The 25537-nt window shown below is 66.9% G+C and carries 25 protein-coding genes and 1 tRNA gene; 8 read left to right on the top strand and 18 right to left on the bottom strand.

Translation table 11 applies throughout. The features are described 5' to 3' along the window. Window positions 1-8: 8 nt before the first annotated feature. Window positions 9-1310: a UDP-N-acetylglucosamine 1-carboxyvinyltransferase gene (locus ACF8O7_RS20545; protein WP_016454857.1), complete on the bottom strand. Its 1302-nt coding sequence runs from the start codon at window positions 1308-1310 to the stop codon at window positions 9-11. Window positions 1311-1447: 137 nt separating this feature from the next. Further along, the gene (locus ACF8O7_RS20540; RefSeq protein ID WP_074923362.1) at window positions 1448-1927 is read right to left on the bottom strand and encodes a GNAT family N-acetyltransferase; all 480 of its coding nucleotides are present in this window, start codon (window positions 1925-1927) and stop codon (window positions 1448-1450) included. A 266-nt stretch (window positions 1928-2193) separates the two neighbouring features. Between ACF8O7_RS20540 and ACF8O7_RS20535 the strand changes: the two genes are divergently transcribed. The 4 genes from ACF8O7_RS20535 to ACF8O7_RS20520 all read left to right on the top strand — a co-directional run bounded on the left by ACF8O7_RS20535 (window position 2194) and on the right by ACF8O7_RS20520 (window position 4746). Next, complete coding sequence (locus ACF8O7_RS20535; protein WP_016446831.1) at window positions 2194-2379, top strand: hypothetical protein; 186 nt, start codon at window positions 2194-2196, stop codon at window positions 2377-2379. A 344-nt stretch (window positions 2380-2723) separates the two neighbouring features. Further along, entirely contained in the window at window positions 2724-3749 is a 1026-nt protein-coding gene (locus tag ACF8O7_RS20530; protein ID WP_392444503.1) for a linear amide C-N hydrolase, read from the top strand. A gap of 258 nt (window positions 3750-4007) precedes the next feature. After that, complete coding sequence (locus ACF8O7_RS20525) at window positions 4008-4427, top strand: hypothetical protein (protein WP_016454859.1); 420 nt, start codon at window positions 4008-4010, stop codon at window positions 4425-4427. A 121-nt stretch (window positions 4428-4548) separates the two neighbouring features. Next, complete coding sequence (locus ACF8O7_RS20520) at window positions 4549-4746, top strand: hypothetical protein (RefSeq protein ID WP_016454860.1); 198 nt, start codon at window positions 4549-4551, stop codon at window positions 4744-4746. Between the two features lie 115 nt (window positions 4747-4861). Here ACF8O7_RS20520 and ACF8O7_RS20515 read toward each other — a convergent pair. From ACF8O7_RS20515 to tolB, 5 genes are all read right to left on the bottom strand, one after another. Continuing rightward, window positions 4862-4937: transfer RNA gene (locus tag ACF8O7_RS20515), tRNA-Lys, on the bottom strand. A gap of 68 nt (window positions 4938-5005) precedes the next feature. Next, window positions 5006-5833 carry a ThiF family adenylyltransferase gene (locus ACF8O7_RS20510; RefSeq protein ID WP_244386077.1) on the bottom strand — a complete coding sequence of 276 codons (828 nt, stop codon included), beginning with the start codon at window positions 5831-5833 and terminating at the stop codon, window positions 5006-5008. Beyond that, window positions 5833-6615 (bottom strand): tol-pal system protein YbgF, encoded by a 783-nt coding sequence (gene ybgF, locus ACF8O7_RS20505; protein WP_034363943.1) that lies wholly within the window; start codon window positions 6613-6615, stop codon window positions 5833-5835. The genes ACF8O7_RS20510 and ybgF overlap by 1 nt, the downstream gene beginning before the upstream one ends. Continuing rightward, window positions 6615-7157, bottom strand: coding sequence for a peptidoglycan-associated lipoprotein Pal (pal, locus tag ACF8O7_RS20500; RefSeq protein ID WP_016446824.1), 543 nt, complete (start codon window positions 7155-7157; stop codon window positions 6615-6617). Before pal ends, ybgF begins: the two co-directional genes overlap by 1 nt. Before the next feature lie 78 nt (window positions 7158-7235). Continuing rightward, complete coding sequence (gene tolB / locus ACF8O7_RS20495) at window positions 7236-8555, bottom strand: Tol-Pal system beta propeller repeat protein TolB (RefSeq protein WP_016446823.1); 1320 nt, start codon at window positions 8553-8555, stop codon at window positions 7236-7238. A gap of 189 nt (window positions 8556-8744) precedes the next feature. Here tolB and msbA point away from each other — a divergent pair, with 189 nt between their 5' ends. Beyond that, complete coding sequence (gene msbA, locus ACF8O7_RS20490; RefSeq protein ID WP_016452860.1) at window positions 8745-10562, top strand: lipid A export permease/ATP-binding protein MsbA; 1818 nt, start codon at window positions 8745-8747, stop codon at window positions 10560-10562. Between the two features lie 55 nt (window positions 10563-10617). Here msbA and ACF8O7_RS20485 read toward each other — a convergent pair whose 3' ends face one another. The 6 genes from ACF8O7_RS20485 to mltG all read right to left on the bottom strand — a co-directional run bounded on the left by ACF8O7_RS20485 (window position 10618) and on the right by mltG (window position 15534). Further along, window positions 10618-11343: an ankyrin repeat domain-containing protein gene (locus tag ACF8O7_RS20485; protein ID WP_016446821.1), complete on the bottom strand. Its 726-nt coding sequence runs from the start codon at window positions 11341-11343 to the stop codon at window positions 10618-10620. After that, entirely contained in the window at window positions 11340-12146 is an 807-nt protein-coding gene (locus ACF8O7_RS20480; RefSeq protein WP_016446820.1) for a TatD family hydrolase, read from the bottom strand. The genes ACF8O7_RS20485 and ACF8O7_RS20480 overlap by 4 nt, the downstream gene beginning before the upstream one ends. Window positions 12147-12242: 96 nt before the next feature. Continuing rightward, entirely contained in the window at window positions 12243-12602 is a 360-nt protein-coding gene (locus ACF8O7_RS20475; RefSeq protein ID WP_016446819.1) for a PilZ domain-containing protein, read from the bottom strand. A 128-nt stretch (window positions 12603-12730) separates the two neighbouring features. Then, on the bottom strand, window positions 12731-13780 hold the full coding sequence (locus tag ACF8O7_RS20470; protein ID WP_016446818.1) for a DNA polymerase III subunit delta': 1050 nt from the start codon (window positions 13778-13780) through the stop codon (window positions 12731-12733). Beyond that, a complete protein-coding gene (tmk, locus tag ACF8O7_RS20465; RefSeq protein ID WP_016446817.1) occupies window positions 13777-14463 on the bottom strand; it encodes a dTMP kinase in 687 nt (228 codons plus the stop codon). The genes ACF8O7_RS20470 and tmk overlap by 4 nt, the downstream gene beginning before the upstream one ends. A 69-nt stretch (window positions 14464-14532) precedes the next feature. After that, window positions 14533-15534: an endolytic transglycosylase MltG gene (gene mltG, locus ACF8O7_RS20460; protein WP_016446816.1), complete on the bottom strand. Its 1002-nt coding sequence runs from the start codon at window positions 15532-15534 to the stop codon at window positions 14533-14535. Between the two features lie 46 nt (window positions 15535-15580). Between mltG and ACF8O7_RS20455 the strand changes: the two genes are divergently transcribed. Further along, a complete protein-coding gene (locus ACF8O7_RS20455; protein WP_288896151.1) occupies window positions 15581-16528 on the top strand; it encodes a folate-binding protein YgfZ in 948 nt (315 codons plus the stop codon). 35 nt (window positions 16529-16563) lie between these two features. On the opposite strand, the gene ACF8O7_RS20450 is transcribed toward ACF8O7_RS20455, so the two are convergent. Further along, complete coding sequence (locus ACF8O7_RS20450) at window positions 16564-17427, bottom strand: YbgC/FadM family acyl-CoA thioesterase (protein ID WP_392444120.1); 864 nt, start codon at window positions 17425-17427, stop codon at window positions 16564-16566. 46 nt (window positions 17428-17473) lie between these two features. Then, window positions 17474-18478 carry an alpha/beta hydrolase gene (locus ACF8O7_RS20445; RefSeq protein WP_392444118.1) on the bottom strand — a complete coding sequence of 335 codons (1005 nt, stop codon included), beginning with the start codon at window positions 18476-18478 and terminating at the stop codon, window positions 17474-17476. Between the two features lie 272 nt (window positions 18479-18750). Here ACF8O7_RS20445 and ACF8O7_RS20440 point away from each other — a divergent pair, with 272 nt between their 5' ends. After that, a complete protein-coding gene (locus ACF8O7_RS20440; RefSeq protein ID WP_016446813.1) occupies window positions 18751-19887 on the top strand; it encodes an iron-containing alcohol dehydrogenase in 1137 nt (378 codons plus the stop codon). 25 nt (window positions 19888-19912) lie between these two features. Here ACF8O7_RS20440 and ACF8O7_RS20435 read toward each other — a convergent pair whose 3' ends face one another. The 3 genes from ACF8O7_RS20435 to ACF8O7_RS20425 all read right to left on the bottom strand — a co-directional run bounded on the left by ACF8O7_RS20435 (window position 19913) and on the right by ACF8O7_RS20425 (window position 24348). Then, window positions 19913-22480 carry an AI-2E family transporter gene (locus ACF8O7_RS20435; protein WP_392444117.1) on the bottom strand — a complete coding sequence of 856 codons (2568 nt, stop codon included), beginning with the start codon at window positions 22478-22480 and terminating at the stop codon, window positions 19913-19915. 158 nt (window positions 22481-22638) lie between these two features. Beyond that, on the bottom strand, window positions 22639-23508 hold the full coding sequence (locus tag ACF8O7_RS20430; RefSeq protein WP_392444115.1) for a sensor histidine kinase: 870 nt from the start codon (window positions 23506-23508) through the stop codon (window positions 22639-22641). Window positions 23509-23568: 60 nt separating this feature from the next. Further along, on the bottom strand, window positions 23569-24348 hold the full coding sequence (locus tag ACF8O7_RS20425; RefSeq protein WP_016446810.1) for a response regulator transcription factor: 780 nt from the start codon (window positions 24346-24348) through the stop codon (window positions 23569-23571). Window positions 24349-25022: 674 nt separating this feature from the next. Between ACF8O7_RS20425 and ACF8O7_RS20420 the strand changes: the two genes are divergently transcribed. Beyond that, a complete protein-coding gene (locus ACF8O7_RS20420; protein WP_047475133.1) occupies window positions 25023-25520 on the top strand; it encodes a hypothetical protein in 498 nt (165 codons plus the stop codon). Window positions 25521-25537: the final 17 nt, after the last annotated feature.

Below are 25537 nucleotides of genomic sequence, written 5' to 3'. Positions count from 1 at the left end.
GCTTTCCATCACTCCTCGTTGGTCCACTCCACCCGAGCGCCCAGACTGCGCAGGTTCTCCACGAAGTGCGGATGCGCCCGGCGGATCGGCGTGGCGTTGCGGATCTCCGAGCGGCCCTCGATGCTGCTGGCAACCATGAACAGCGCAATCGCCACGCGGATGATGTAGGGGCTCTCCACCACGGCCGGCGTCAGCGGATTGCCGCCGAAGGTGACCACACGATGCGGGTCCGAAGAAAACACATGGGCGCCGAACTTGGACAGCTCGCCCGTCCAGCCCAGCGCGCCGTCGTAGATCTTGTTCCAGAACAGCGCATTGCCCTGCGCATGCACGCCCAGCGCAATGAAGATGGGCAGCAGATCCACCGGAAAGTACGGCCACGGCGCAGCCTCGACCTTGGTGAGCACATTGCTGGTGAACGGCGTCTGCACCTTCAGCGGCCCCGAGCGCAGCGCGCGTGACCAGCCGTTCTTGTGCTCCACCTGCACGCCAAACTTGGCGAAGGTGCGGTCGATCAGCGGAAAGTTGTCCGGCGTGCTGTTGCGCACCTCCACATCGCCGCCCGTGATCGCGCCCAGCGCGAGAAAGGTGGTGATCTCGTGGAAGTCTTCCTCGAAGGTGAACTCGCCGCCGCTCAGCGGTGCGCCGCCACGCACCGTCAGCCGCGAGGTGCCGATGCCGTCGATGTCGGCGCCCATCATCACCATGAAGCGGCAGAACTCCTGCACATGCGGCTCGCAGGCCGCATTGGTCAGCATGGACTCGCCCTGCGCGGCCACGGCGCACAGCACGAAATTCTCTGTCGCCGTGACGGAGGCGTAGTCCAGCCAGTGGCGCACGGCCTTGAGCGGCTGTGCGCTGTGGATCAGCAGCGAGCCGCTGGCGCGCTCCACCTCACCTCCGAAGGAGCGGAAGATGTCCACGTGCGGATCGATCTCACGCACGCCCAGCGTGCAGCCCTTGACGTTGTCCTCCAGCCGCGCCACGCCAAAGCGCGCCAGCAGCGGCGGCACCAGCATGATGGAAGAGCGCATCTCCTCCGGCAGGCGATGCGACGATGCATCAAAGCGCGTATCGCGATGATGCAACTGCAGCGTGCGTGTGGTTTCGTCCAGCTGCACCTCGCTGCCCAGCGTGCGGAAGATGTCCAGGATCTTGCGCACATCGGTGATGTCCGGCACGCCATGCAGCCGCAGCGGCTGATCGGTCAATAGCGTGGCGCACAGGATCGGCAACACGGCATTCTTGTTGGCGGAAGGAACGACGCGGCCGCGCAAGGGCGTGCCGCCGTGGACGATGAGATTGGACATGGGGGTGCAGCGCAAGCAGCGAAAGGACAACGCGTGATTCTAGGGTTGCCAAGCCCCCCCGGCGGACCTGCATCGGCTGCGCGCACCCGCTGTTTCAACAGGTTTCTTCTCTGGATCGCCAACCCGACAACAAAGCGTCAGGCTCTGCCCTGGAGTTCGTGCCCGTAGACGATGAAGCCACGATGCTCGGCCACCTGGTCATACAGCGCACGGCCCGCTTCGTTGGAAGACTGCGTCTGCCAGTAGACACGGCGCGCTCCCGCCAGGGATGCCTGCTCGTAGACCGCGCGGATGAGCGACTTGCCTATGCCCTGCTTGCGCCGGCCTGCATCGGCAAACAGATCCTGCAAATAGCACACGGGCTCCAGCCGCGTCGTGCTGCGGTGGAACAGGTAGTGCGCCAGGCCCACCAGCTCACCCTCGCTCTCTGCCACCAGCGCAAACACCGGCTCCAGCGGATTGAGAAAGCGCTCCCAGGTCGCCTGCGTGATGTCCTCGGGCAGCGCCGTCTCGCCAGCGCGCCCGTAAAAGGCGTTGTAGCCCTGCCAAAGAGGAAGCCATTGCTGATGGTCCGCCTGTGCAACGGGCCGGATCTGAAGCGTGGGAACGGAGGACATGGAACTCCTGGCAAATGAGATGGGGATCCCGAATTCTAGGGACTGCCAGCCGCCGCAAAGCCGTTGCAGACGCGCTGCTCACACCTGTGAAGACCTGCGGACAGGCCGCACAGCGCGTGCGCAAAACACATACGCAGCGTACAGACCCGGCCTACATGCGGCCACAAACTTGACCCGCACGGAAACGCCGCGAAACCAATTGAAATAGATCCCGTCAGAGGCCGCGCTCCCCAAAGGCTTCCGAAATCACATGACGGAGATACAAGATGCATCGAGTCGTTCCCACAGAAAGCTTCAACCCGGACCCGGATGCCCGCTACCACCGCAGCCTGCTGGAAGCCTTTCCCGTGCGCGGCGGCCAGCAGCTGTTGCTGCTGCGCATGGAGCCACGGCCTCTGCTGCAACGCCTTTCAATGCTTGGGCTGCGCATTCTGAACCGCATCCGCAATTGAACTGGCAAGAACCACCAAACACTCCCGAGAGCTGCACGATGCGCCACCTCTTCCTCGTATTCCTGTGGTCTGCAATCTGCGCCATCTCCTTTGCGGTGGCGATGCTGGCCAGCCCCATGTTCAGCCACGCCATCTGACAGCGGTGCCCTCTGCACCCGCATGCGCGCAGGCCCATGCGCGGCATCTCCAATGACCGCCAGTTTGCCGGCCCGCCTTTTCACAAGGCGGCCATTTCTGACCTGGGTACGAATGACGCACTACACTGCGCCAGTCCAAATGCCTGCAAAGGAGTTGCCATGAAGAAACGCAGACTGCAGATTCACCCCGTAGTGGGCGCATTGCCGATGGGAATTGCCGGCCTTACGGCCCTGCCCAGCACCTGGGCCTGCACCCGCCTTGTCTTTCTTGGTGCGAATGGCCAGGTCGTCACCGCGCGCTCCATGGATTGGAAAAGCGACATCGTCAGCAATCTCTGGGTGCTCCCGCGTGGAATGGAGCGCTCAGGCAAGGCAGGCCCCAACTCGTTGCGCTGGACGTCCAAATACGGAAGCGTCATCACCTCGGGCTATGACGTCTCCACCACCGATGGAGTCAATGAAGCCGGCCTCAACGCCAACCTGCTCTGGCTGGTGGAGTCCCAATACCCGGCCTTCGGTGCGGGCAGCAAGCCTGGCCTGACCATTGCAGCCTGGGCGCAATACGTGCTGGACAACTTCGCCACCGTCCAGGAAGCCGTTGCGGCGCTGGAGAAAGAACCTTTCACCATCGTCTCCGACAACGTTCCCGGAGAGAACCGGCTGACGACGCTGCATCTCTCGATGTCCGACGCCAGCGGCGACAGCGCCATCGTCGAGTACATCAATGGCCGGCAGGTGATACATCACGGCCGGCAATACCAGGTCATGACCAATTCACCGACGTTTGATCAGCAGTTGGCTCTCAACACCTATTGGCAGCAAGTGGGCGGCACCACCATGCTGCCCGGCACCAATCGCGCCGCCGATCGATTTGCCCGCGCATCCTTCTACGTCAACGCCATCCCCAAAAGTCAGGACCCCAACAAGGCGCTGGCCAGCGTCTTCAGCGTGATCCGCAACGCCTCGGTGCCCTACGGCCTGAATACGCCGGAGGAGCCCAATATCTCGTCAACCCGCTGGAGAACCGTTTTCGACCACCAGCGCAAGCTCTACTTCTTCGAATCAGCGTTGACGCCAAATACCTTCTGGATAGACCTCAAGGCACTCGACTTCAGCCAGAAAACCGGCAAGGTTCTCAAGCTGGATCTGGGCCCAGACCAGAACCACACCTTCTCGGGCGATGCCACGCGGCAGTTTCAGGAATCATTACCGTTTCAATTTCTAGGCATCTAGGGAAAAAAAGCGAGCAGAAACACCAAATCAACAACGGCCGCTGGCGGCCCCCAACTTTGCACGGTGCCTGCAGGCATCACAACCATGACCGTTGCCGTCATCGGCGGGGGCGGCGCGATGGAAGGGCCCGTCATGGCAGGCCTCGGCACTGATCGGAGTTCTTCCTGCAAACCGCGCCCGTCGGGTGCGCCCAAGCGGAAAATCATCTGGTAGCCTGCATGCAAGCGAGGCGATCAGTGCCTCTTAGAAAGGATCAGCATGCTTTCCAGAATTTGCACAGCTGCATTTTTCGCTGCCATCACGCTTGTACAAATGCCGGCAATCGCCCAGGCGGACGTTCCGTCCACTGCGGTGACCTTCAAGAAAGGCACGTCGGGCGCGACTGTCCAAGGCAAGCTCCAAGGCAACAAGGAGCAGGCGCACGACTACATAGTGCGTGCGGTTGCCGGGCAGAAGATGACCGTGCACATGGAGACGAAATCCACCTCCACCTACTTCAACGTGCTGCCGCCCGGCAGCGAGGAAGCGCTGTACCGGGGCGAGGTGGCAGACGGCCCCACATGGACCGGTGCATTGCCCGCCAGCGGTGACTACCGTGTGCGTGTCTTCCTCAACCGCGCAGCCGCCCGCCAGGGCAAGTCTTCGGCGTACGCGCTCAAGATTTCCGTAGTGGATTGACGTAGCGCGGTGTCCAGACGGTCCACAACCTGCTCGTCCCGCAGACACGCGCAACACATGCTCGGCTTGTTTGAATCCTGCTCGGCCAGCTCAACGAAGCCGGCAGCCCCTGACCAAGAACATGCTCCGCGACCGCTTCGACGCCGCTCGGGATGCCGCCGGCATTCCCAAGGCGCAGTTCCAGCCTCGGGGCCTGCGCGCCACGGCCGCCAACACGTTGGATGACGACGGCGGGATACGGCTGGAGCACACGACGGAGCGCATGACCGCCCAGTACATCCGCCACAAGGTGGGCAAGAAGGTGAAGCCCGTTCGGTGAATTGCGGAACACGCCCAGAGTTGCGGAACGCGGCCTGGAAATTTCGGCCCCATCTTGCTACTTCTTCGATAGCGAAGAAAAAAGGCCTCGTATTGCTACGAGGCCTTGTGTTCTTTGGTGGGTCCTGCGAGATTCGAACTCGCGACCAACGGATTAAAAGTCCGCTGCTCTACCGACTGAGCTAAAGACCCGAACCACGCTTTGCATGCATCAGATGCTGCTCAGCGAAGACATAGATTCTAGCACCAAATTTTACGCCTCAATTCTTGATGCGGCTCAGTTGATCGATGATCCAGCCTGCGGCGCATTGGCCGAAGGTGGCGGTGACGGTTACCACCGAGCCGTAGCCGTGGCAGTTGAGCGTGCCGTCGCCTTCGATGGCGCAAGAGGCATCGGGCGGGGCGACGGCCTCGCGGCTGAAGACGCAGGCGATGCCGATGCGCTTGCCTTCCTTGGGTGCGCCATGCTCGCGGCGCAGGCGGTAGCGCAGTTGGGCCAGCAAAGGGTCGTGCGTGGTGGCGCTGAGGTCTTCGATGTCCACCTTGTGCGCCAGGCGCTTGCCGCCGGCCGCTCCGACCGAAATGAAGCACTGGCGCGTGGCGCGCGCATGGGCGGCCATGGCAGTCTTGGCCTTGACCTGGTCACAGGCGTCGATGACGGCGTCCGCGTTCTGGGGCAGCAGGCGCAGCCAGTTGTCCGGATCCACGAAGTCGTCGATGCAGTGCACGCGGCAGGCCGGGTTGATCTGGGCAATGCGCTCGCGCATGGCTTCGATCTTGGCCTGGCCCACGGTGGTGGAGAGCGCGTGAATCTGGCGGTTGATGTTGGACTCGGCGACATGGTCCATGTCGATGAGTGTGAGCTCGCCCACACCGCTGCGCGCCAGCGCCTCGGCAGTCCAGGAGCCCACGCCGCCGATGCCCACCACGACGACGTGCGCGGCGCGGATGCGCGCGGCGCCCGGCACGCCATACAGGCGCTCCAGGCCGCCGAAGCGGCGCTGCAGGTCGGCATCAGAAAAAACAGCGCCTGCTTCAGGCGCTGTCTTGTCTTCTCCCGCAGGGGATGAAGAGACCGTATCGCTCATCACTTGAGGCTGGCAAGACGGTTCTTGGCCGCGGCTGTGGCTTCGGCGTTGGGATAGGCCTTGATCAGGTCTTCCAGCGTCTTGCGCGCGCCCTTGGTGTCCTTCATCTCGATCTGGCAGTTGGCGATGGACAGCGCCGCCTCCGGCGCCCGGCCATGCATGGGGGCTGCCGCCAGCAGCGCGCGGAAGTTGGAGATCGCGTCCTTGTAGTTGCGATTGGCGTACTGCGCGTTGCCCAGCCAGAAGCGTGCCGAGGGCACGTAGCCGCTCTTGGGCCACTGGTTCAGGAAGGACGAGAATGCCGTGCCGGCTTCGGCAAAGCTGCCGGCACGGAACTGCGCCAGCGCGGCTTCGAAGTCGCGCTTCTCGGCCGGGTCGGCCGCGAATTCCTGGCCGTCCACCGTCACCGTGACCGGCTCGAACTGGCGCAGGCGCTCGTCCACGCCCTTGGCGATGTCGCGCTGGCCGCGCTGCAGCTCGGCCACATCGCGCAGCAGCTGCTCGTTCTGGCCGCGCAGCTTGGCTTGCTCGGACTTGAGCTGCTCGATCTGCGACTGCAGTTCGAGCAGGCCACGGCGCGTTTGCGCGCTTTCCTCGGTCATGCGCTGCTGCGACTGCTGCATGCTGTCGACACGCTGGCGCATTTCCAGGATGGCGCGGCGCGCCTCGTCATCGCCGAACAGCGCGGCATGGCCGCTGGCGGCGTAGCCGGCCATCAGGCCGGCAGCCAGCAGCGTGCGCAGCGCGGTGCGATGCAGGATCGGGGAGCGCTGCATGTTCATCAACGGTAGGACAGTTCAGCGCGGCGGTTTTGCGCGTAGGCGTCTTCGGAATGGCCTTCGGAGGCAGGCTTTTCCTTGCCGTAGCTCACGGCTTCCATCTGCGCGTCGCTCACGCCCAGCAGGCCCAGCGAGCGGCGCACGGCTTCGGCGCGCTTTTGGCCCAGGGCCAGGTTGTATTCGCGGCCGCCGCGCTCGTCGGTATGGCCTTCGATCTGGACCTTGCGTGCAGAAGACGCCTTCAGGAAGCGTGCATGGGCTTCGATCTGGGGCTGGGCATCGGCCTTGACGACGTAGCTGTCGAAGTCGAAGTAGACGATGCGGCTGACGCCCTGGGGACCTGCCTTGTCGGCAGCCGAGCCGGTCAGGTCCACGCCCGAGATGCCGCTTTGCGAGGTGCTGCCGGTGCCGGCACCGCTGCCCTGGCCCGTGCTGGAGGCGCCCGCGTCGGTGACCGGGGTTTCGTCGAGCTTGACGCCCGAGCTGCAACCTGCCATGAGTGCGGTGACTGCAAGTGCCAGGGAAAGTCGTTTGATGGTGATCATGAAAAATCTCCGTATGTCCGGATGGACTTCGTGCTGAGTTGACTTGTTGACTGAAAAGAAATCGAGGAAGCCGGGCTATCACTGGCGCTGGAACGGACCCCAGTCGGGCTCGCGGATGTCTCCGCCCTGCCCTGCCAGCCGCGCCTTGATCTTGCCGTCCAGCGTGGTGGTCATCAGGGACTCGCGGCCCTGCTGCAGCGTGGCGTAGACGATCAGGCGGCTGTTGGGAGCGAAGCTGGGGCTTTCGTCCGCCGTGGTGTCGGTGATGGCATTCACGGTGCCGGTGCCCAGGTCCATGACGTGGAGCTTGAAGCCGCCGCCCACGCGCGAGATGTACGCAAGCCACTTTCCATCGGGGCTGACACTGGGCGAGATGTTGTAGTTGCCGGTGAAGGTGACGCGCTCCGCGCTGCCGCCGGAAGCCGGCACCTTGTAGATCTGCGGGGCGCCGCCACGGTCGCTGACGAAGTAGATGGAGCGGCCATCGCTGGAGAAGTTCGGCTCGGTGTCGATGCCGCTGCTTTGCATCAGGCGGCGGGGCTCGCCGCCCTGGGCGCTGATCAGGTACAGCTGCGAACCACCATCACGGCTGAGCGTGACGGCCAGCGAGTTGCCATCGGGAGCCCAGGCCGGCGCGCTGTTGGAGCCCCGGAAGTTGGCGACCAGGCGACGGCGGCCGCTGGCCACATCGTGCACATAGACCACGGGCTTGCGCGACTCGAAGGAAACATAGGCCAGCTGGGTGCCGGTGGGCGACCAGGCGGGCGAGATGATGGGTTCCGGGCTGGACAGGGCGGACTGCGCGTTCTCGCCATCGGCATCGGCCACCCACAGGCGGTAGTTGCTTCCTGCCTTGGTCACGTAGGCGATGCGTGTGGAGAACACGCCTTTCTCGCCCGTGAGTTTCTCGTAGATGTAGTCGGAGATGCGGTGGGCCACCAGGCGCAGGTCGCCGGTGGTGACGGCAAAGCCCTGGCCGCCCAGGTCCTGGCCTTTGACCACGTCCCAAAGGCGAAAGCGCACGTCGTAGCGGCCATCGGCCAGGCGCGTGATGCTGCCCACGGCCAGGGAATCTGCGCTTTTCTGGCGCCACATGGCGACATCGGGGCGCGAGGTTTCATCGAGTTGCACGCCGGCCGTGTCCACGGCGCGGAACTGACCGCTGCGCTCCAGGTCGGCCTGGATGATGGCCGAGATCTTCTGGGGCGCCTGCCCTTCTCCCTTGAATGCTGCAATGGCGATGGGCAACTGGGTCAGGCCCACGCCCGTCACTTCGACGCGGAACTGGGCCAGCGCGGGAATTGCGGGAGTGGAGGCAAGAGCGGCCAGCAGGGTTCGGCGCGAAGGGCGCGGCACGGCCGCCAGGGAGGAAGGAGAAAGGAGTCGGTCAATAGTCATTGGCATTCATCAATATCTACGGGAAGACCCCGGTACTTGCACAGGTGCGAATGTTACACACACTGGATGCGTCACGATGTAAGAACGTGCACTGTAGGGTCTGTCGGCCCAGGCTTTGTCGATCCCCGCCAGCCGCATCGGTTCCCCATGGGGCAGCCCCAGGCAAGCCCGCCGTAAAATCCGCGCTTCATGCACGCACCATCCTCACCGCCGCCGGCCCCTGCGCCGTCCGCCGCACCGGCGGCCCATGATCTCGCCAGCACCCTGACCCTGTCGCAGCGCCTGAAGCGCCTGTCCCCCTATTTTGGTGGTCAGCGCCTGGCCTGGACGATGGCCGTGGCCGCCACGCTGGTGGGTGCGGTCACCGAGCCGTTGATACCGGCATTGCTGCAGCCGCTGCTGGACAGCGGCTTCACCGACGGCACGCTGCCCCTGTGGTCGGTGCCGCTGGCCATCATCGGCGTGTTCCTGGTGCGGGGCCTGTCGCAGTTCGTGGGCCAGTACGCGCTGGCGCGCATTGCCAACGAGGGCATGCTGGCGCTGCGCAGGCGCCTGTTCGAGCGGCTGCTGGCGGCCGACATGGCCTTGTTCTCGCGCCAGTCGGCCTCATCGCTGTCCAACACCGTGGTCTATGAGGTGCAGACCGGCTCCACCCTGCTGGTGCAGGCCATGCTGGGCATCTCGCGCGATGGCTTCACCCTGGTGGCGCTGCTGGGCTACCTGCTGTATCTGAACTGGCAGCTGACGCTGGTGGTGGCCGCCGTGGTGCCGGGCGTGGCCTGGATCATGAAGACGCTGTCGCGCCGCCTGTACCGCATCACCAAGATCAGCCAGGAGGCCACGGACTCCCTGGCCTATGTGGTGGAGGAGAACGTGCTGGCCCACCGCATGGTGCGCCTGCATGGCGCGCAGCAGGGCCAGCAAAAGCGCTTTGGCGGCCTGAGCGGGCAACTGCGCAAGCTGGCCATCAAGGCCACCATCGCCTCTGCCGCGATGACACCGCTGACCCAACTGCTGGCCGCTGCTGCCCTGTCGGCCGTGATCTGCATCGCACTGTGGCAAAGCCGGGGCACGGGCGCCGCCGCGGCCAATGTGCAGGATGTGACGGTGGGCAGCTTCGCGGCCTTCATCACGGCCATGCTGATGCTGATTGCCCCCATTCGCCGCCTGGCCGATGTGGCCAACCCCATCACGCGCGGCGTGGCGGCGCTGGAGCGCGGCCTGCATCTGCTGGAGGGCTCGGGCGACGAGACCGGCGGCACCCAGGTGCCCGGCAAGGCGCGTGGCGAGATCGAGCTGCGCGACGTGTCCGTGCAGTTTGGCGAGGACAAGGCGCCCGCCCTGAGCCATGTGGATCTGCGCGTGCGACCCGGCGAGGTGGTGGCCCTGGTGGGGCCGTCCGGCGCCGGCAAGACCACGCTGGTGAACCTGCTGCCGCGCTTTCTGCAGCCCACGGATGGGCAGTTGCTGCTGGACGGCACCCCCCTGCCCGAATGGGATCTGGCCGCCCTGCGCCAGCAGTTCGCCATGGTCAGCCAGGATGTGGTGATGTTCAACGACACCATTGCCGCCAATGTGGCGCTGGGTGGCGTGGAAGACGAGGCACTGCTGTGGGCGGCGCTGGACGCCGCCAACCTGGGCTCGCACGTGCGCGGCCTGCCCCAGGGCCTGCAGACGGTGGTGGGCCACAACGCCAGCCAGCTGTCCGGCGGCCAGCGCCAGCGGCTGGCGATTGCGCGGGCGCTGTACAAGGATGCGCCGGTCCTGATTCTGGACGAGGCCACCTCGGCACTGGACAACGAATCCGAGCGCCTGGTGCAGGAGGCGCTGACACGGCTGATGCAGGGCCGCACGACCCTGGTCATCGCCCACCGGCTGTCCACCATCGAGCATGCCGACCGTGTGGTGGTGATGGAGCGCGGCCGCATCGCCGAGCAAGGCACGCATGCCGAACTGCTGGCGCGCGACGGGCTGTATGCCAGGTTGAGCAGGAACCACGCCACCTGAGCGGACAGGAGTGGGGGCGGCCATGCCGCTTTCGCTTGCGGCTTGCAGCTGGCGGCTACCAGCTCCCGCGCGAGGGCTGGGTCTTGCGTTCGGCCTTGATGGCCTTGGTGAGTTTGTCGACCATGTATTGGCGGTCCACCTGCCTGGCGAAGTCGGCGGCGGTGAAGCCGCGCTGGTTGCGCAGGATGACGTCGGCGCCTTCGGCGATGAGCAGGTCCACCACGGCTTCGCTGCTGTACTGGGCAGCCAGCATCAACGGCGTGGTGCCGTTGGGCGATTCGGCGTCGATGTAGGCGCTTTTGTCCAGCAGCAGCTTGATGATGTCCAGCGTTTGGGGCAGGTCGGCCGAGGTGGCGTAGTGCAGCGGTGTCCAGCCGGGGCGGTTGACATCGGCGCCCCGGCGTATGAGTTCCTTGGCCAGGTCCAGGTGGCCCTTGATGCAGGCCATCATCAGCGGCGTTTCGCCCTGCTGCGAGGCTTCGTTGACCTTGATGCCTGGGGACTTGAGCAGCACGTCGAAGACGCCCAGGGAGCCCTGGTGCAGGGCCGCAACCAGGCCCGGGCGGCCGCGCGTGTCGCGCGTGTTGGGATCGAAGCCGCGAAAGATCAGGTTGACCATGGCGCGCTCGTTGTCGCTGACGATGGCACGCACGTAGTCGTCGTACTGGCTGGCGTGCGCCAGCCCGGCACCGGCTGCAGCCACGGCCGTCAGGGCGCGGCCGGCCCGGGCCAGCCAGCGGCGACGGTCCACGCGGCCGACGGCCGCAGCATTCAGTCTCATGCGACAACCCCCTTGAAAAGCTGATCGAAGTTGGCACTGGTCAGGGCCGCCACCTCCTCGACCGGAATGCCGCGCACCTGTGCAATCTGCTGGGCCACGTACGGCACATACGACGGATTGTTGGTCTTGCCGCGATAGGGAACGGGCGCCAGATAAGGGCTGTCGGTCTCGATCAGCAGGCGGTCGGCCGGCACGAAGGCGGCCACGTCGCGCAGGTGCTGGGCGTTCTTGAAGGTGACGATGCCCGACATCGAGATGTAGTAGCCCAGGTCCAGCGCCGCGCGCGCGACCTCCATGGTCTCGGTGAAGCAGTGGAAGACACCGCCGGCCTGGCCTGCCGAGCCGTCCTCGCCTTCTTCGCGCAGGATGGCCAGCGTGTCGTCCGAGGCACTGCGGGTGTGGATGACCAGGGGCTTTTGCGTCTGGCGCGCCGCGCGGATGTGCACGCGAAAGCGCTCGCGCTGCCATTCCAGGTCGGCAATGGTGCGGCCGCCCTTGCGGTCTTCCATGCCGTAGTAGTCCAGGCCCGTCTCGCCGATGGCGACCACGCGCGCCAGCGCGGCGCGCTCCACCAGGTCGCCCACGCTGGGCTCGGTCATGTGTTCGGTATCGGGGTGCACGCCCACGGTGGCCCAGAAGTTGTCGTGGTCCAGCGCCAGTTGGTGCACATCGCCGAACTCCTCCATCGTGGTGCAGATGCACAGCGCGCGGGTGACACGCGCGGCCGCCATGGCCTCGCGGATCTCGGGCAGGCGGCTTTGCAGCTCGGGGAAGTTCAGATGGCAATGGGAATCGGTAAACATGGAATCTCGTGGTTCAGAAACAGCCATGCCGACCCGGGAGCTGTCCTCCCTGTCGGCATGCATGGCAGGCAGGTGCACCTGAAACAGGTGCAGCCATCAGACCGTCTGCGTGGCCTTGTCCGAGCTCAGCGCCGCGCCCAGGATGTTCTCGATCTTGGCCTTGAGCTCGGCGGATTTCTCGTCCTTGGGAAACTGTATGCCTATGCCCTGCGTGCGGTTGCCCGAGGCGCGTGCGGGCGTGATCCACGCCACGCGACCGGCCACGGGATAGCGCTGGGGCTCGTCGGGCAGGGTCAGCAGCACGTAGACATCATCGCCAAGACGGTACTCACGCTGCGTGGGCACGAAAACGCCCCCTTCGGCGAACATGGGAATGTAGGCGGCGTACAGCGCGGCCTTTTCCTTGATCGCCAGTTGCATCACGCTGGGACGGGGTGTGGAGGGTGCGGTGCTCATGGATGGTTTGCAGACATTGGTTCGGTGAGCGGCCGGCGCAATCGGCACCGGGCCCAGGGCCGTAGGTTAACAGGCCGGGCTTTCATGTGGCGAAAAGCGCCTGGCCATGTTCTCCCGTGCCCCGCCCTTCATGCCCGGCGCTGGCGGGCAGGCTGGCCGGACATGAGCACGCGCCGCGCCTCTGCGGCCAGGGCTTCTGCCATGAGGCCTGCGTTGAAGGGATGGTCGGCCGTGCGCGCGGCCTGGGCCAGGGTTCGCGACCATTCGGCCAGCAGGCCCATGTCCAGCGGCCGCGAAGGCAGGTCGGCTGGCGTGAAGTAGCGCGGCGCGGCGCCTGCGGCCAGTGCCATCAGGTCGTGGCAGATCTTTTGCAAGGCCTCCACGGCATGGGGCGGCGCGTAGGCGGCCAGGGCCGCCACATCGCCCTTGGCCAGCGCACGCGGCAGCTGTGACCACGACGCCATGTCGCTGCCGCCACCGCTTTGCGCCAATGCCAGTGCATCGCCGGGCCGCCCGCCTGCTGCGCGCAGCGCCACGGCGGCCGCTTCAGGGGGCACGCCCTGCGTGTCCAGCCAGGAAAGGGCCTCTTGCTGATCCGGCCAGGCCATGGTGTGAATCAGGCAGCGGCTGCGAATGGTGGGCAGCAGCTGGTGCGATGCCTCGCTGGCGAGCACGAAACGCGCATCGCCTGGCGGCTCCTCCAGCGTCTTGAGCAGCGCATTGGCCGTGATGGCATTCATCTGCTCGGCCGGATAGACCAGCACGGCCTTGCCGCGCCCGCGCGCACTGGTGCGCTGGCAGAACTCCACGGCGTCGCGCATGGCCTCGACACGGATTTCCTTGCTGGGCTTGCGCTTCTTGTCGTCGATGTCGGCCTGGGCCTTCTCGGGCAGGGGCCAGCCCAGCGCCATCATCTGCACCTCGGGCATGAGCACGCACAGGTCGGCATGGGCGCGCACGTCGATGGCATGGCAGCTGCCGCAGTGGCCGCAGGCGCCCTGCGGCGACGGCGACTCGCAGAGCCAGGCACGCACCAGTGACAGCGACAGCGCGTACTGCCCCAGGCCCGAAGGCCCCTGCAGCAGCCAGGCATGGCCGCGCTGTGCGAGCAGGCGTGTGCGCTGTTCGGCAATCCAGGAGGTGTCGGTCTCGGCCGGCTGTGGCAGGGCTTCGTTCATGCCGCACCTCCCTGGCCGCCGACCATGATGGCCAGCCAGCCCCGGCGCACCATGACCTGCGTGATCTGCTGCCAGACCGCATGCCGGCTGGCGTTGGAGTCGATGCGGGCAAAGCGCTGGGGCGCTGCTGCAGCGCGCGACGCATAGCCCTGGGCCACGCGGGCGAAGAAGCTGCCGGGTTCGGACTCAAAGCGGTCCGGCACGCGGGCCGAGGCCAGGCGCTCGGCGGCCACCTCGGCGGGCAGGTCGAACCAGAGCGTCAGGTGGGGCTCGCGCAGCAGATCGGGCTGGGGGGCGGTGCCCGTCTGCACCATGCGCTCCAGCGTGGCCAGCGGCTGCAGGTCGAAGCCACGGCCTGCGCCCTGGTAGGCAAAGGTGGCATCAGTGAAGCGGTCGCAGAGCACGACCTCGCCGCGCGCCAACGCGGGCTCGATTACCTGCACCAGGTGGTCGCGTCGCGCGGCAAAGGCGATCAGCGCCTCGGTCAGCGGGTCCATGGCGTCGTGCAGCATCAGCGCGCGCAGCTTTTCGGCCAGCGGCGTGCCGCCGGGCTCGCGCGTGAGCGTCACCGTGCGGCCCTGGTCACGGAAAGCCTGGGCCAGCGACGCGATGTGCGAGGACTTGCCGGCGCCATCGATGCCTTCGAAGCTGATGAACAGGCCGGCGGGGGTTGCATTGGTCATATGGAAAGAGAGGATACGCAAGCGCCGCGGGAACCGCAGCAGCCCTGGGGAATATCTCAGGGCTTTTGCTCAGGGCTTTTGCTGGCCGCGCTGGTAGCGGTTGACGGCGCGGTTGTGCTCGTCCAGCGAGGCACTGAAATGGCTGGTGCCGTCTCCGCGCGCCACGAAATACAGCGCCTTGGTCTGGCTGGGCTGCACGGCGGCCATGAGGGCGGCCTTGCCGGGCATGGCGATGGGCGTGGGCGGCAGGCCCGCGCGGGTGTAGGTGTTCCAGGGCGTGTCGGTCTGCAGGTCGCGGCGGCGCAGGTTGCCGTCGAATTTCTCGCCCAGGCCGTAGATCACGGTGGGATCGGTCTGCAGCAGCATGCCGATGCGCAGGCGGTTGGTGAACACGCCTGCGATCTGGGCACGGTCGGCCGCACGGCCGGTTTCCTTCTCGACGATGCTGGCCAGGGTCAGGGCCTCGTCGGGGCTCTTGAGTGGCGTGTCGGCCGAGCGCAGCGCCCAGACATCGGCCAGGCGCCGGTCCATGGCATGCAGGGCCCGGCGCAGCACGGCCAGGTCGGAGCTGCCCTTGGCATAGGTATAGGTATCGGGGAAGAACCGGCCCTCCGGCGCCACCCCGGGACGGCCCAGGGCCTGCATCAGGGCCGCATCGTCCATGCCCGCGCTTTCCTGGCGCAGGAATTCCTCGCGGGCCAGGGCTGCGCGCACCTGGCGCCAGTTCCAGCCCTCGACCAGGGTCAGCGCCTTGAGCGATTCCTCGCCACGTGCGAGCTTTTGCAGCAGAACATAGGGGGTCAGGCCCGTGGTCAGTTCATAGTTGCCGGCCTTGATCTGCCGGTCCTGGCCCGAGACGCGGAACCAGGCGTACAGCAGCCGCGCATCGGTCTGCACTCCGGCCTTGACCACTTCGCGGGCGACGCCGCGCGGCGTGGTGCCGGGTTCGACCTCCAGCTCCAGCGTGGGCTGGGACAGCGGCAGGGGCTGGTTCAGCCACCACCAGCCGGCACCGGCCAGCACGGCTGCCAGCACCAGCAGCATCATCAAAGCGCGAAAGATAAAGCGCACAACCTCGGTCCAAGCAAGCAATAGAGCGGCTGATCATAATTCAGCCATGACCCAGCCTTTACTGAACGGCATCGCCCCCGTTTCCCATCTCGGCGTGATACGCGCCCTCGGCGAAGACGCCGCCCCATTCCTGCATGGCCAGCTGACCAACGATTTCGCGCTGCTGGATCTGCAGCATGCGCGTCTGGCGGCGTTCTGCACGGCCAAGGGCCGCATGCTGGCCAGCTTCATCGGCTTCAAGCGCAGCAAGGACGAGATCCTGCTGCTGTGCGACCGCAGCCTGCTGGCACCCACGCTCAAGCGCCTGTCCATGTTCGTGCTGCGCGCCAAGTGCAAGCTCAGCGACGCCACGGCCGAATTCACGCTCCACGGGCTGGCTGGCGATGCCGCCGTACAGGCCCTGGGCCCGGCAGCCGTGCCCTGGACCAAGACCGATGACGGCGACGCCAGCCTGATCGCCCTGTACCCGGCCGCCAGCCAGCCGCGCGCCCTGCGCGTGGCCCCTGTCGGTGCGCCCCTGCCCGAAGGCCCCGCACTCAGTGAGGCCGATTGGCTCTGGAGCGAAGTCGCCAGCGGCATCGCCACGCTGTCGGCACCCGTGGTCGATGCCTTCGTGCCGCAGATGCTCAACTACGAATCGGTGGAAGGCGTGAATTTCAAGAAGGGCTGCTACCCGGGCCAGGAGGTGGTGGCCCGCAGCCAGTTCCGGGGCACGCTCAAGCGCCGCGCCTACATCGCCCATGCCCAGCAGCCGCTGGCAGCCGGCATGGAAGTCTTCACGCCCGAGGATCTGGAGCAGGCCACCGGCACCGTGGTCCAGGCCGCCCCGGCGCCCGGCGGGGGCTGGGACGCCATTGTCTCCATGCAGATCAGCTCGGCTGAGCAGCGCCTGCTGGCCCACGCCGCCCTGGGCGAGGGCCAGCGCGCCGATGCCGCGCAGGCCGTGGCGCTGCAGCTCAAGCCCCTGCCCTACGCGCTGCGCGAGGACATTTGAGATTTGGGCCTTGCACCGCCTGAGCTGCCTGCAGCTCAGGCGGTGAGCACTTTCCTCATGGTGATGTGGGGAATGCCGGCCTCTTCATAGGACTCGCCCTCGGGCGTGAAGCCCGCGCGCAGGTAGAACGACTCGGCATGGCGCTGCGCGTGCAGCACGACTTCGCGGTCGCCGCGCTGGCGGGAGGCCTCCACCAGGCTGTCCAGCACGATGCGGCCCCAGCGGCCGCCGCGCACGCTGCGGTCCACGGCCATGCGGCCGATCCTGCCCGCGCCGGGGCTGTCGCTGACCAGGCGGCCGGTGGCAATGGGCTGGCCCAGGCCGTTGTAGACCACGGCGTGGCGGGCCACGGGGTCGAACTCGTCGATCTCGATCTCGCGCGGCACGCCCTGCTCGTGCACGAACACGGCCAGGCGCAGGCGCTCGGCGTCGCGGCCCAGGTCGTTCCAGCTGCCCGATGCCACGCGCACCACGCTCTGGCCTGCCTCATAGGCGGTGAGCACGTCGCGCAGCTGCTGCGGCACGGGCAGCGGCTGGCGCGTGGTGGCATCGGCGAACACATAGACCAGTTCCACGGTGTTGAGCAGTTCCATGCCCCGGAAGATGCCGGCCTCGAACAACAGCGAGGTATTGCCCTGCCTGGCACAGCGTATGCCCACATGCAGCACGTCGCCCAGCGTGGCCGATGCGTGGTAGGTGGTGGTGGCCTTCTTGACGAACAGCTCGCCGCCCAGGGCCGCGAAGGATGACTCATAGGGCATGCCCAACTGGCGCCAGTAGTCGGTGACGGCCACGTCGGCGTACATCAGGTAGTGGGCGTTGAAGACGATCTTCTGGGCGTCCACTTCGGACCAGCGCACTTCGATGCGTTGCAGCGTGCGGAAATCTTGGCGTTGCATGGGTTTTTCTCTCCTGTTGTCTTGGGTGTCTTGGATGCCCTGGCTCTCAGGCCGCGAAGGCGTCGGCCAAGGCGCGCGCCATGTCGGCATGTGCACGGCGCGCTTCGGCAATGGCGCGGCCCATCTTGACGAATTCATGGGTCACGCCCCGGTAGATCTCCAGATCCACGGGCACGCCCGACATGCGCAGCTTGTCGGCGTATTCCACGCCCTCGTCCACCAGCGGGTCGCATTCGGCCAGGCCTATCCAGGCCGGGGCCACGCCGTCCACGTCAGGCGCCAGCAGCGGGGCGAAGCGCCAGTCCTCGCTGTCGGCAGGGCTGTTGAGGTACTGGGCAAAGAACCAGGTGATGGCCGGCTCGTCAATGACCAGCCCGTGGGCGAAACGGCGGTGCGAGTCAGTGTCCTGGTGGGCCGTCGTGCCCGGGTAGATCAGCAGTTGCAGGGCCAGCTTCAGGCCTGCATCGCGCGCATGGATGGCGCAGGCTGCGGCCAACGTGCCGCCCGCGCTGTCGCCGCCCACGGCCAGGCGTGCAGGGTCGGCGCCCAGCAAGGCGCCCTGCGAAGCCAGCCATTGCAGCGCATCCCAGGCGTCGTTGTGGGCCGTGGGGAATTTGTGCTCGGGCGCGCGCCGGTATTCCAGCGAGATCACCATGGCGCCCGAGAGGTGGGCCAACTGGCGGCACAGCACGTCGTGCGTGGCCACGCTGCCCACGGTGAAGCCGCCGCCATGCAGGTACAGCAGCACGGGCAGGCCAGAGGCCGGTGCCTGGGCACGCTCCTCAGGCGCATAGAGCCGAGCGGGCAGCAAGGCGCCATCGCGCGCGGGAATCTGCAGGTCCTCGACACGCGGCAGGACGGGCTTGGGAATTTCGAGCACGCCGGCGCCCGCCTCATAGGCGGCGCGCGCACCCTCGGCGCCCAGCTGGTGCATGGGCGTGCGTGCGGCGCGCTCCATACGGCGCAGCACATCGCGCATCTGGTGGGTCAGGGACGCCGGCAGCGGCGTGGCGTGGGGGCGGGATTCGGGCTGGGGCACGTTCAGGAGCAAGTTCAGGGACAGGTTCGATCGGAGCCATCTGGCAAGGCAATGCGGCGCGGCCGGCAAGGCACGGCAGGCGCCGCTCAGCAGGCATTGTGCCGCGAGCACAAGGCCCTGGCAGCCATGCGATGGCAGTGCACGCCCGTGCTGTCGCCCTCGTGACCGCGCAGGCGCCCTCTCAGGGTTTGCTTTGTTTGCAGTGCAGCACGCGCGGTCTAGATTCGGCGCACTCCCCCTGATCCCCACCACGGGCCGCAGCGGCCCGCAACGAGTCACCGACCATGGCTTTCATCAACTACGTCACCCAGATCCAGTTTGACTTCGGCGCCGTGCGCCTGTTGCGCCAGGAGTGCGAGCGCGTGGGCATCACGCGGCCGCTGATCGTCACCGACCAGGGCGTCAAGGCGGCCGGCGTGCTGCAAAAGGCGCTGGATGGGCTGGGCGACATGCCGCACGCAGTGTTCGACCAGACGCCCTCCAATCCCACCGAGGCCGCCGTGCGTGCAGCCGCTGCAATCTACCAGGAGCAGCGCTGCGACGGCCTGATCGCCGTGGGCGGCGGCAGCGCCATCGACTGCGCCAAGGGCGTGGCGATTGCGGCCACGCACGAAGGGCCGCTGTCGCACTACGCCACCATCGAGGGCGGCTCGCCGCGCATCACCGAGCGCGTGGCACCGCTGATTGCCGTGCCCACCACCAGCGGCACGGGCAGCGAGGTGGCGCGCGGCGCCATCATCATCGTGGACGACCACCGCAAGCTGGGCTTTCACAGCTGGCACCTGGTGCCGCGCGCCGCCATCTGCGATCCGGAACTGACCTACGGCCTGCCCGCCATGCTGACGGCCGCCACGGGCATGGACGCCATCGCCCACTGCATGGAAACCTTCATGGCAGCCGCCTTCAATCCGCCTGCCGACGGCATTGCGCTGGACGGCCTCACGCGCGGCTGGGCGCACATAGAACGCGCCACCCGCAATGGCCAGGACGCCGAGGCACGCCGCCAGCTGATGAGCGCCAGCATGCAGGGCGCCATGGCCTTCCAGAAGGGTCTGGGCTGCGTGCACAGCCTCAGCCACAGCCTGGGCGGCGTGAACCCGCGCCTGCACCACGGCACGCTCAACGCCATGTTCCTGCCCGCCGTGGTGCGCTTCAATGCCGAGGCCGAGAGCGTGCGCGCCGAACAGCGCCTGCAGCGAATGGCCCACGCCATGGGTCTGGCCTCGGGCAGCGACATTCCCGAAGCCATACGCGACATGAACGCCCGCCTGGGCCTGCCCACGGGCCTGGCCGCCATGGGCGTGGAGCGCGCCCAGTTCGCGGCCGTGATCGGCGGGGCGCTCAAGGACCATTGCCACGGCACCAACCCGCGCCTGGCCAGCGCCGACGACTACGAGCAGATGCTGGCCACCTCGCTGTGAGCCGCCGTAGCCGCTGTGAGCGGGCTCAGTGGCCGGGCGGTGACTGGGCCGGTGGCGGCGCCGGTACAGACGCGGGAGCGGGAGCGGGAGCCGGCGCCGGCACTGCGCCGCTTTCCATCATGCGGCGCACTTCCACGGTCTGCATCAGCTGCTCGGCCATGACGGCCAGCAGCTCCAGATCTGCCGGCGAGACCTCGCGCGGTGCGTCGTCCATGATGCAGAAGCTGCCCAGCACCGCGCCGTGGCGGTTCCTGAGCGGCACGCCTGCGTAAAAGCGCAGCCGCATGGCCTGCAGTGCGGGGTTGCCGGCAAACCGGGGGTCGCGCGCTGCGTCGTGCACCACCAGGGGCTCGCCGCCGTGCACCACATACGAGCAGATGGACTGCCCGCGCGGCATCCCGGCCGATGCGGGGTCGCCCTGGTCCGCCACCAGCAGGCTGCCGGGCGTGTGCACGCGGTCGGCATCGACCCATGAGACCTGGGCCCATTTCACGTCGAAGGCATTGGCGGCCTGCTGGGCTGCCTCGTGGTACAGCGGCGGCAGGCCGGGCCCGAGCACGCCGCTGTCGCGCAGCTGGCGCACGCGCTGCTCATCGTCATCGGGAATGGGCGCGGCCAGGCCCTGGCCTGCCGCGTCGGGCAGGCGCAAGGCGTCCACCCACAACTGCAGCTCGCGCAGGCTGGACACGCAGGCGGCGGCGCCGCAGCGGCGCGCGAACTCGGGGTCGGACACCACGGCCGGCGCATTCCACAGCGCCAGCACCACGCGCAGATGCGGCCAGTGGCGGCGCACCCGCCGCATGATCTGGCGCGCCACGGTCTGGGGCTGGGCGCTGAAGACCGAGAGCACCAGCAATTGCGCCTCGGCAAGGGCCTGTGCGCCTGCATGGCCCTGGGGCAGGCCGCCGCCCTCGCCCTGCCCCAGCTGGCGCCATTGCGGATCGGCCGCCAGCGCCCAGTCCGAGCAGCTGACCACGTGGCCGCGCAGCGCCTCGCTGTGCGCCACCATGGCCGCTGCCAGGGCATCGACCTCCCAGCGCGCGCCCACGCAATGGATGCGCAGGGCCCGCGAGGACAGGTCTGCGGGCGCGGGATGGCTTTCCCGCAGCTCCTCGACCAAGGCATCCATGCCGCTGGACAGGCGCAGCCGGTGCTCGGCCGTGGCCGACTCCAGGTGCTGCTGGGTGGCCAGGCGCAGCGCGGGGATCGCCACCTCGTCATAGAAGCCGGCCACTGCGGCCGAGCGTTCGTCCGCCGAGGCCCGCGCCGGCAGCCTTGCGTCCACCAGTTCATGCGCCAGCGTGACCGCATCTTCCACATCGTCGGCCAGCAGGCGCTGGTACAGCCGCTGGGCCGGACCCAGCACGGGGGAGCTGCCCAGCAGCACCTCCATGAACTGCAGCGCCGGTATGTAGCGGCCCAGCACCAGCAGGCAGACCGTGAGCGGCGTGGACAGGATCAGCCCTATCGGCCCCCACAGCGCCGTCCAGAAGGTCGCGGCCGCAATGATGGACAGCGTGGACAGGCCCGTGCTGCTGCCATACAGCCAGGGCTCGATGAGGTTGTTGCTGATCAGCTCCAGCGCCATGATCAGCCCCAGCGTCATCAGCAGCATCTGCCAGCCCGGATCCACCGCAAAGGCCAGCGCCAGCGGGAAGGCGGCAGAGATCATGGCGCCCACATAGGGAACGAACCGCATGATGGCCGCCAGCACCCCCCAGAGAATGGCGCCCGGCACGCCGATGAACCACAGCCCCGCCGCCATGGGCAGTCCATAGGTGATGTTGACCACGAACTGCATGCGCAGGTACTTGCCTATGCGCTGCGAGGCCTCGTCCAGCGCGTCGGTGGCCACATGCAGGTTGCCGCCCATCAGGCGCAGCAGCCGGTCGCGCAGGTCATCGCGGTCCAGCAGGATGAGGATCACGAACAGCAGCACGATGCCGGCCGTGGTCACGGGCTCAGCCACTCGGCCCAGCCACTGCAGCATGCGCGCCGTGGGCTTTTGCTCGGGCGACTGGATCTCCACCTTCTGCACGCGGGGCGTGGTGGCGCCGCGGGAGATCTCACGCTCCACCGTGTCATAGGTGCGCAGGGCGCCGTCCCAGGCGCTGGGCATGTTGGCATTCCTGCGCAGGCTGCGCAGCTTGTCGCGGATGGTGCTCTGGTAGGTGGGCAGGTCGGCGCTGAGCTGCTGCACCTGGCTGCCCAGATAGGTACCCATTCCGGCCAGCGTTGCCAGCGCCATGACCACCACCAGCAGCGTCGCCGCCATGCGCGGCAGGCCCCAGCGCCTGAGCCGGGAGACCGCAGGATCGAGCAAAAAGCCGAACAGCAGCGCCAGGGCCAGCGGAATCAGCAGTCCCTGCCCGAAATACAGGCCCGCGATGATGATGCTGGCCACCAGCAGGCCGGTGAGCAGGCGCAGCGCAGGCACCATGTCGGCCAGCTGTGCCAGGCCCGGCAGGGCCGAACGCACGCTGCGTGCGAAAGCCGCGTCGGCAGCGGCCGCGTTGCCGGCCGCATCGGCTGCGGCGTTCTCAGCGCCTGGTTTTCTGGAAGGCGCTGGTGTGAGGTCGGGATGTGGATTCATGGGGGGACAGGCATCAGGGCTTGGATACGTGCGTGGATGCTGCCGCACTTGCGCCCATCGTGGGATTGCACAGCGCGCTGCGGGCCGGCCCTGTCAGCGGGCACCGCAATCGCTGGAACTCCGCCGCCGCCGCTGCCACAGCGCGCCAGCTCACCAGCTCACCAGCGCACACGCACCACCGTGCCGCCGCCAGCACGCGGCGCCAGTTCCAGCGTAGCCCCTATGGCGTGGGCACGGCGGTGCATGCCTGCCAGGCCCATGCCCTGCGCCTCATCGGGTGTACGGGGCGGCAGGCCGCGGCCGTCGTCTTCCACGCGCAACTCCCAGCGCAGCTCGCGGCGCGCGCCGGGATGGGCGCCGTTCGCCCGCGCAATACCCGGCTCCAGGGGCTGCAGCACCAGCCACAGCGTGCTGGCCTGTGCGTGCTGCAGCACATTGCTCACGGCCTCCTGGGTGATGGCAAGCAGGTGCTGGGACGACTGGCCTCGAGGAAGATCGGGCAGATCGGGCAGGCCCGGCTCGGACTGCGGATCGGCCACGCTCCAGCGGATCTGCATGCCACGGCGGTCCAGCACGGGCTGCAGCCGGTGGCGCAGGCGCGCCAGGCGCACGGGCAAGGCGTCCTCCACGGCGTCCATGGCGTCCACCAGCAGGCGCAGGTCCAGCAAGGCCTGCTCCAGCAACTCCTGCGCCTGGCGCTGCCGGGTTTCGCTCGGCTCCAGCAAGGCCATGGCATTCACCAGAAGGCCGCCCACGCCGTCGTGCAGATCGGCGGCAATGCGCCGGCGCTCGGCCTGCACCTCGCGCGAAGGCCGGGGGCTGCGCCTGCGCCGCCACAGCAGCAGCCTGCGCAGGCGCGAGGCACCCATCGCACACAGCAAGGCCGTCAAGACCAGCAGGGCCAGGCTGCACAGGCGAAGCCACAGCGGAGCCTGGTCGCCCTGCTGCCAAAGCCAGGCGCAAAGCGCCAGCATCTGCAGCAGGCCCAGTGCCAGGCAGACTGCCAATGCGCGAAGGGAGTCCTTCATGGCCATGCGGTGGGAAGCGGCGGCGGGGCGGGCCGCACAGGCCCCTGCGCCGCCAGCCAATCAGAACAGGCCGCGCAGCGATGCAAAGCGCACCGCCTGGGCGCGTGTGCGCACCTGCAGCTTGCGGTAGATGTTCTTGATGTGCGTGTTGACCGTCATGGCGCTGATCATCAGGCGCGAGCCGATCTCGGCGCTGGTGTAGCCGCTGGCGACCATGCGCAGCACCTCGCGCTCGCGGGTGGACAGGCGGTCCGCCTCGTCGGGCGAGCGGCGCTTGGGCTCGGCGCCCTGGGTCTTGTCGAAGCGCTGCAGCAACCTGCGCGCCAGGCTGGGAGTGACGGATGCGCCGCCATTGGCCACCTGCAGCACGGCCTGCGGGTAGTTGCCGAACCAGGAGTTCTTGACGAGGTAGCCCGTGGCACCCAGCTCGAAGGCGCGCAGCACCTGCTCGTCGTTTTCCATCACGGAGATGATGACGGCCTCGGCCGTGGGCCGCACGGTCTTCATCATGTCCAGCAGTTCGAAGCCCTCGCCGTCGCCCAGGTTCAGGTCGACCAGCATCACGTCGAACTCGTGCTGGCGAATGGCCTTGCGACCCTCTCGGACACTTCCGGCCTGGGCCACGACCAGGGTGCGCGGGTCGTTCATGATTTCCTGGGCAATGACCATGCGGATGTGGGCATCGTCATCGACCAGCAGCACGCGCACGGGCTTGTCGGGCTGGCCGGCCAGATAGTCTGGCCACATGGCGGAACTCAGACCCGTGCCCAGCATGGCCTGGGCGCGCGAGGAATCGGCGATCAGGGGACGGGCATCGGCGGGAACGTCGGATGGATTCATGCTGTTCTCCTCAAATGTCACGTCATGTATATGACGCAACCGATCACATACGCGCCTTTCACATTAAGAGAAATCGCCACCGATATCCACAATCTTTGACGAAGTTTGTGAAAGATTGCGTAGCTTGCAAATTAACACATTTGTGTGAGAAGCCGGGTCCGTACTTTCTTGATCACCTGACCGGCAGGCCTGTCGGGCCTGGCAGGCCATGCCCTTCCCGATGCCCGCCATCCTCCCCTTGATCCAGCCTCATGACAGCCCCCGGTTCAACGCCTTCCTCCTGCGCCTGCACCGAGCGTATGCAATTCGATACACCGGGTTGTCTGGATGGCCCCATGCCCGCCGGATCAACGGCCTGAAGCGAAGCTGCAACTGCAAATTTTCTGTCGTTACACCTTGAAACTACCCAACTCCATTCACCTCCCAATGCCGCTGCTTTAACGCGATGCAGCCCGCCAGCCAAAGGTTTGCACGGGTAAGTACCCGCCACGTGGATCAGCGCTCACGGCTACCCCGTACAAGAGATGGAACGGCAGGGGCACCCCAAGCACATTGGAGTCCAGACAACGAGCTGGGGTCCAGGGAGACAAGGCCGGAAACCTCCGCAAAGTGTCTGAAAAACGGGTGCTTACACACCTTTTCCTGGTAGTCCGATTCCTTATCAAGGAGCCATCATGAAATCGCTTGCAATTCTTTCCCTGAGCCTGATCGCAACAGCAGCCATGGCTGGCCCCATGGGCGGTGGCGGTGGCGGTGGCGGTGGTGGCGGCGGCGGCGGCGGCAGCAGCAGTTCCCAGATCGAAATCAACGGCCCCAGCGTTCAGGTCACCCTGCTGAACAGGAGCGGCGTGCTCAACGTAGCAACGGGCGGTGGCAAGGCCTCCCAGAACCTGGCCAGCAATGCAGGCAACGTCACCATCGACCGCAGTGGCAGCTCTCTGCAGGTCGTCGCTGCCACCGGCAGCGGCATCTTGAACAAGGCCGATGGCTACGCAGCAGTGGCCGTCAACAACCTGGCCTCCAACTATGGCGAAGTGGAAGTCAAGAACACTTCGATCCAGGTGGTGGCTGCCAAGAACTCGGGCATCGTCAACTATGCCGGTAACGGTTCCATGGCAGTACAGAACATCTCCAGCAACAACGGCTGCGTGACCTGCTACAACAACCACTGAGCCTGACTGCCGGACGA

This window comes from Delftia sp. WSY_16 (assembly GCF_043104415.1).
In the GTDB taxonomy this organism is placed as follows: Bacteria; Pseudomonadota; Gammaproteobacteria; order Burkholderiales; family Burkholderiaceae_C; genus Comamonas; species Comamonas tsuruhatensis.
This window is presented reverse-complemented; position numbering and strand designations above follow the sequence as displayed.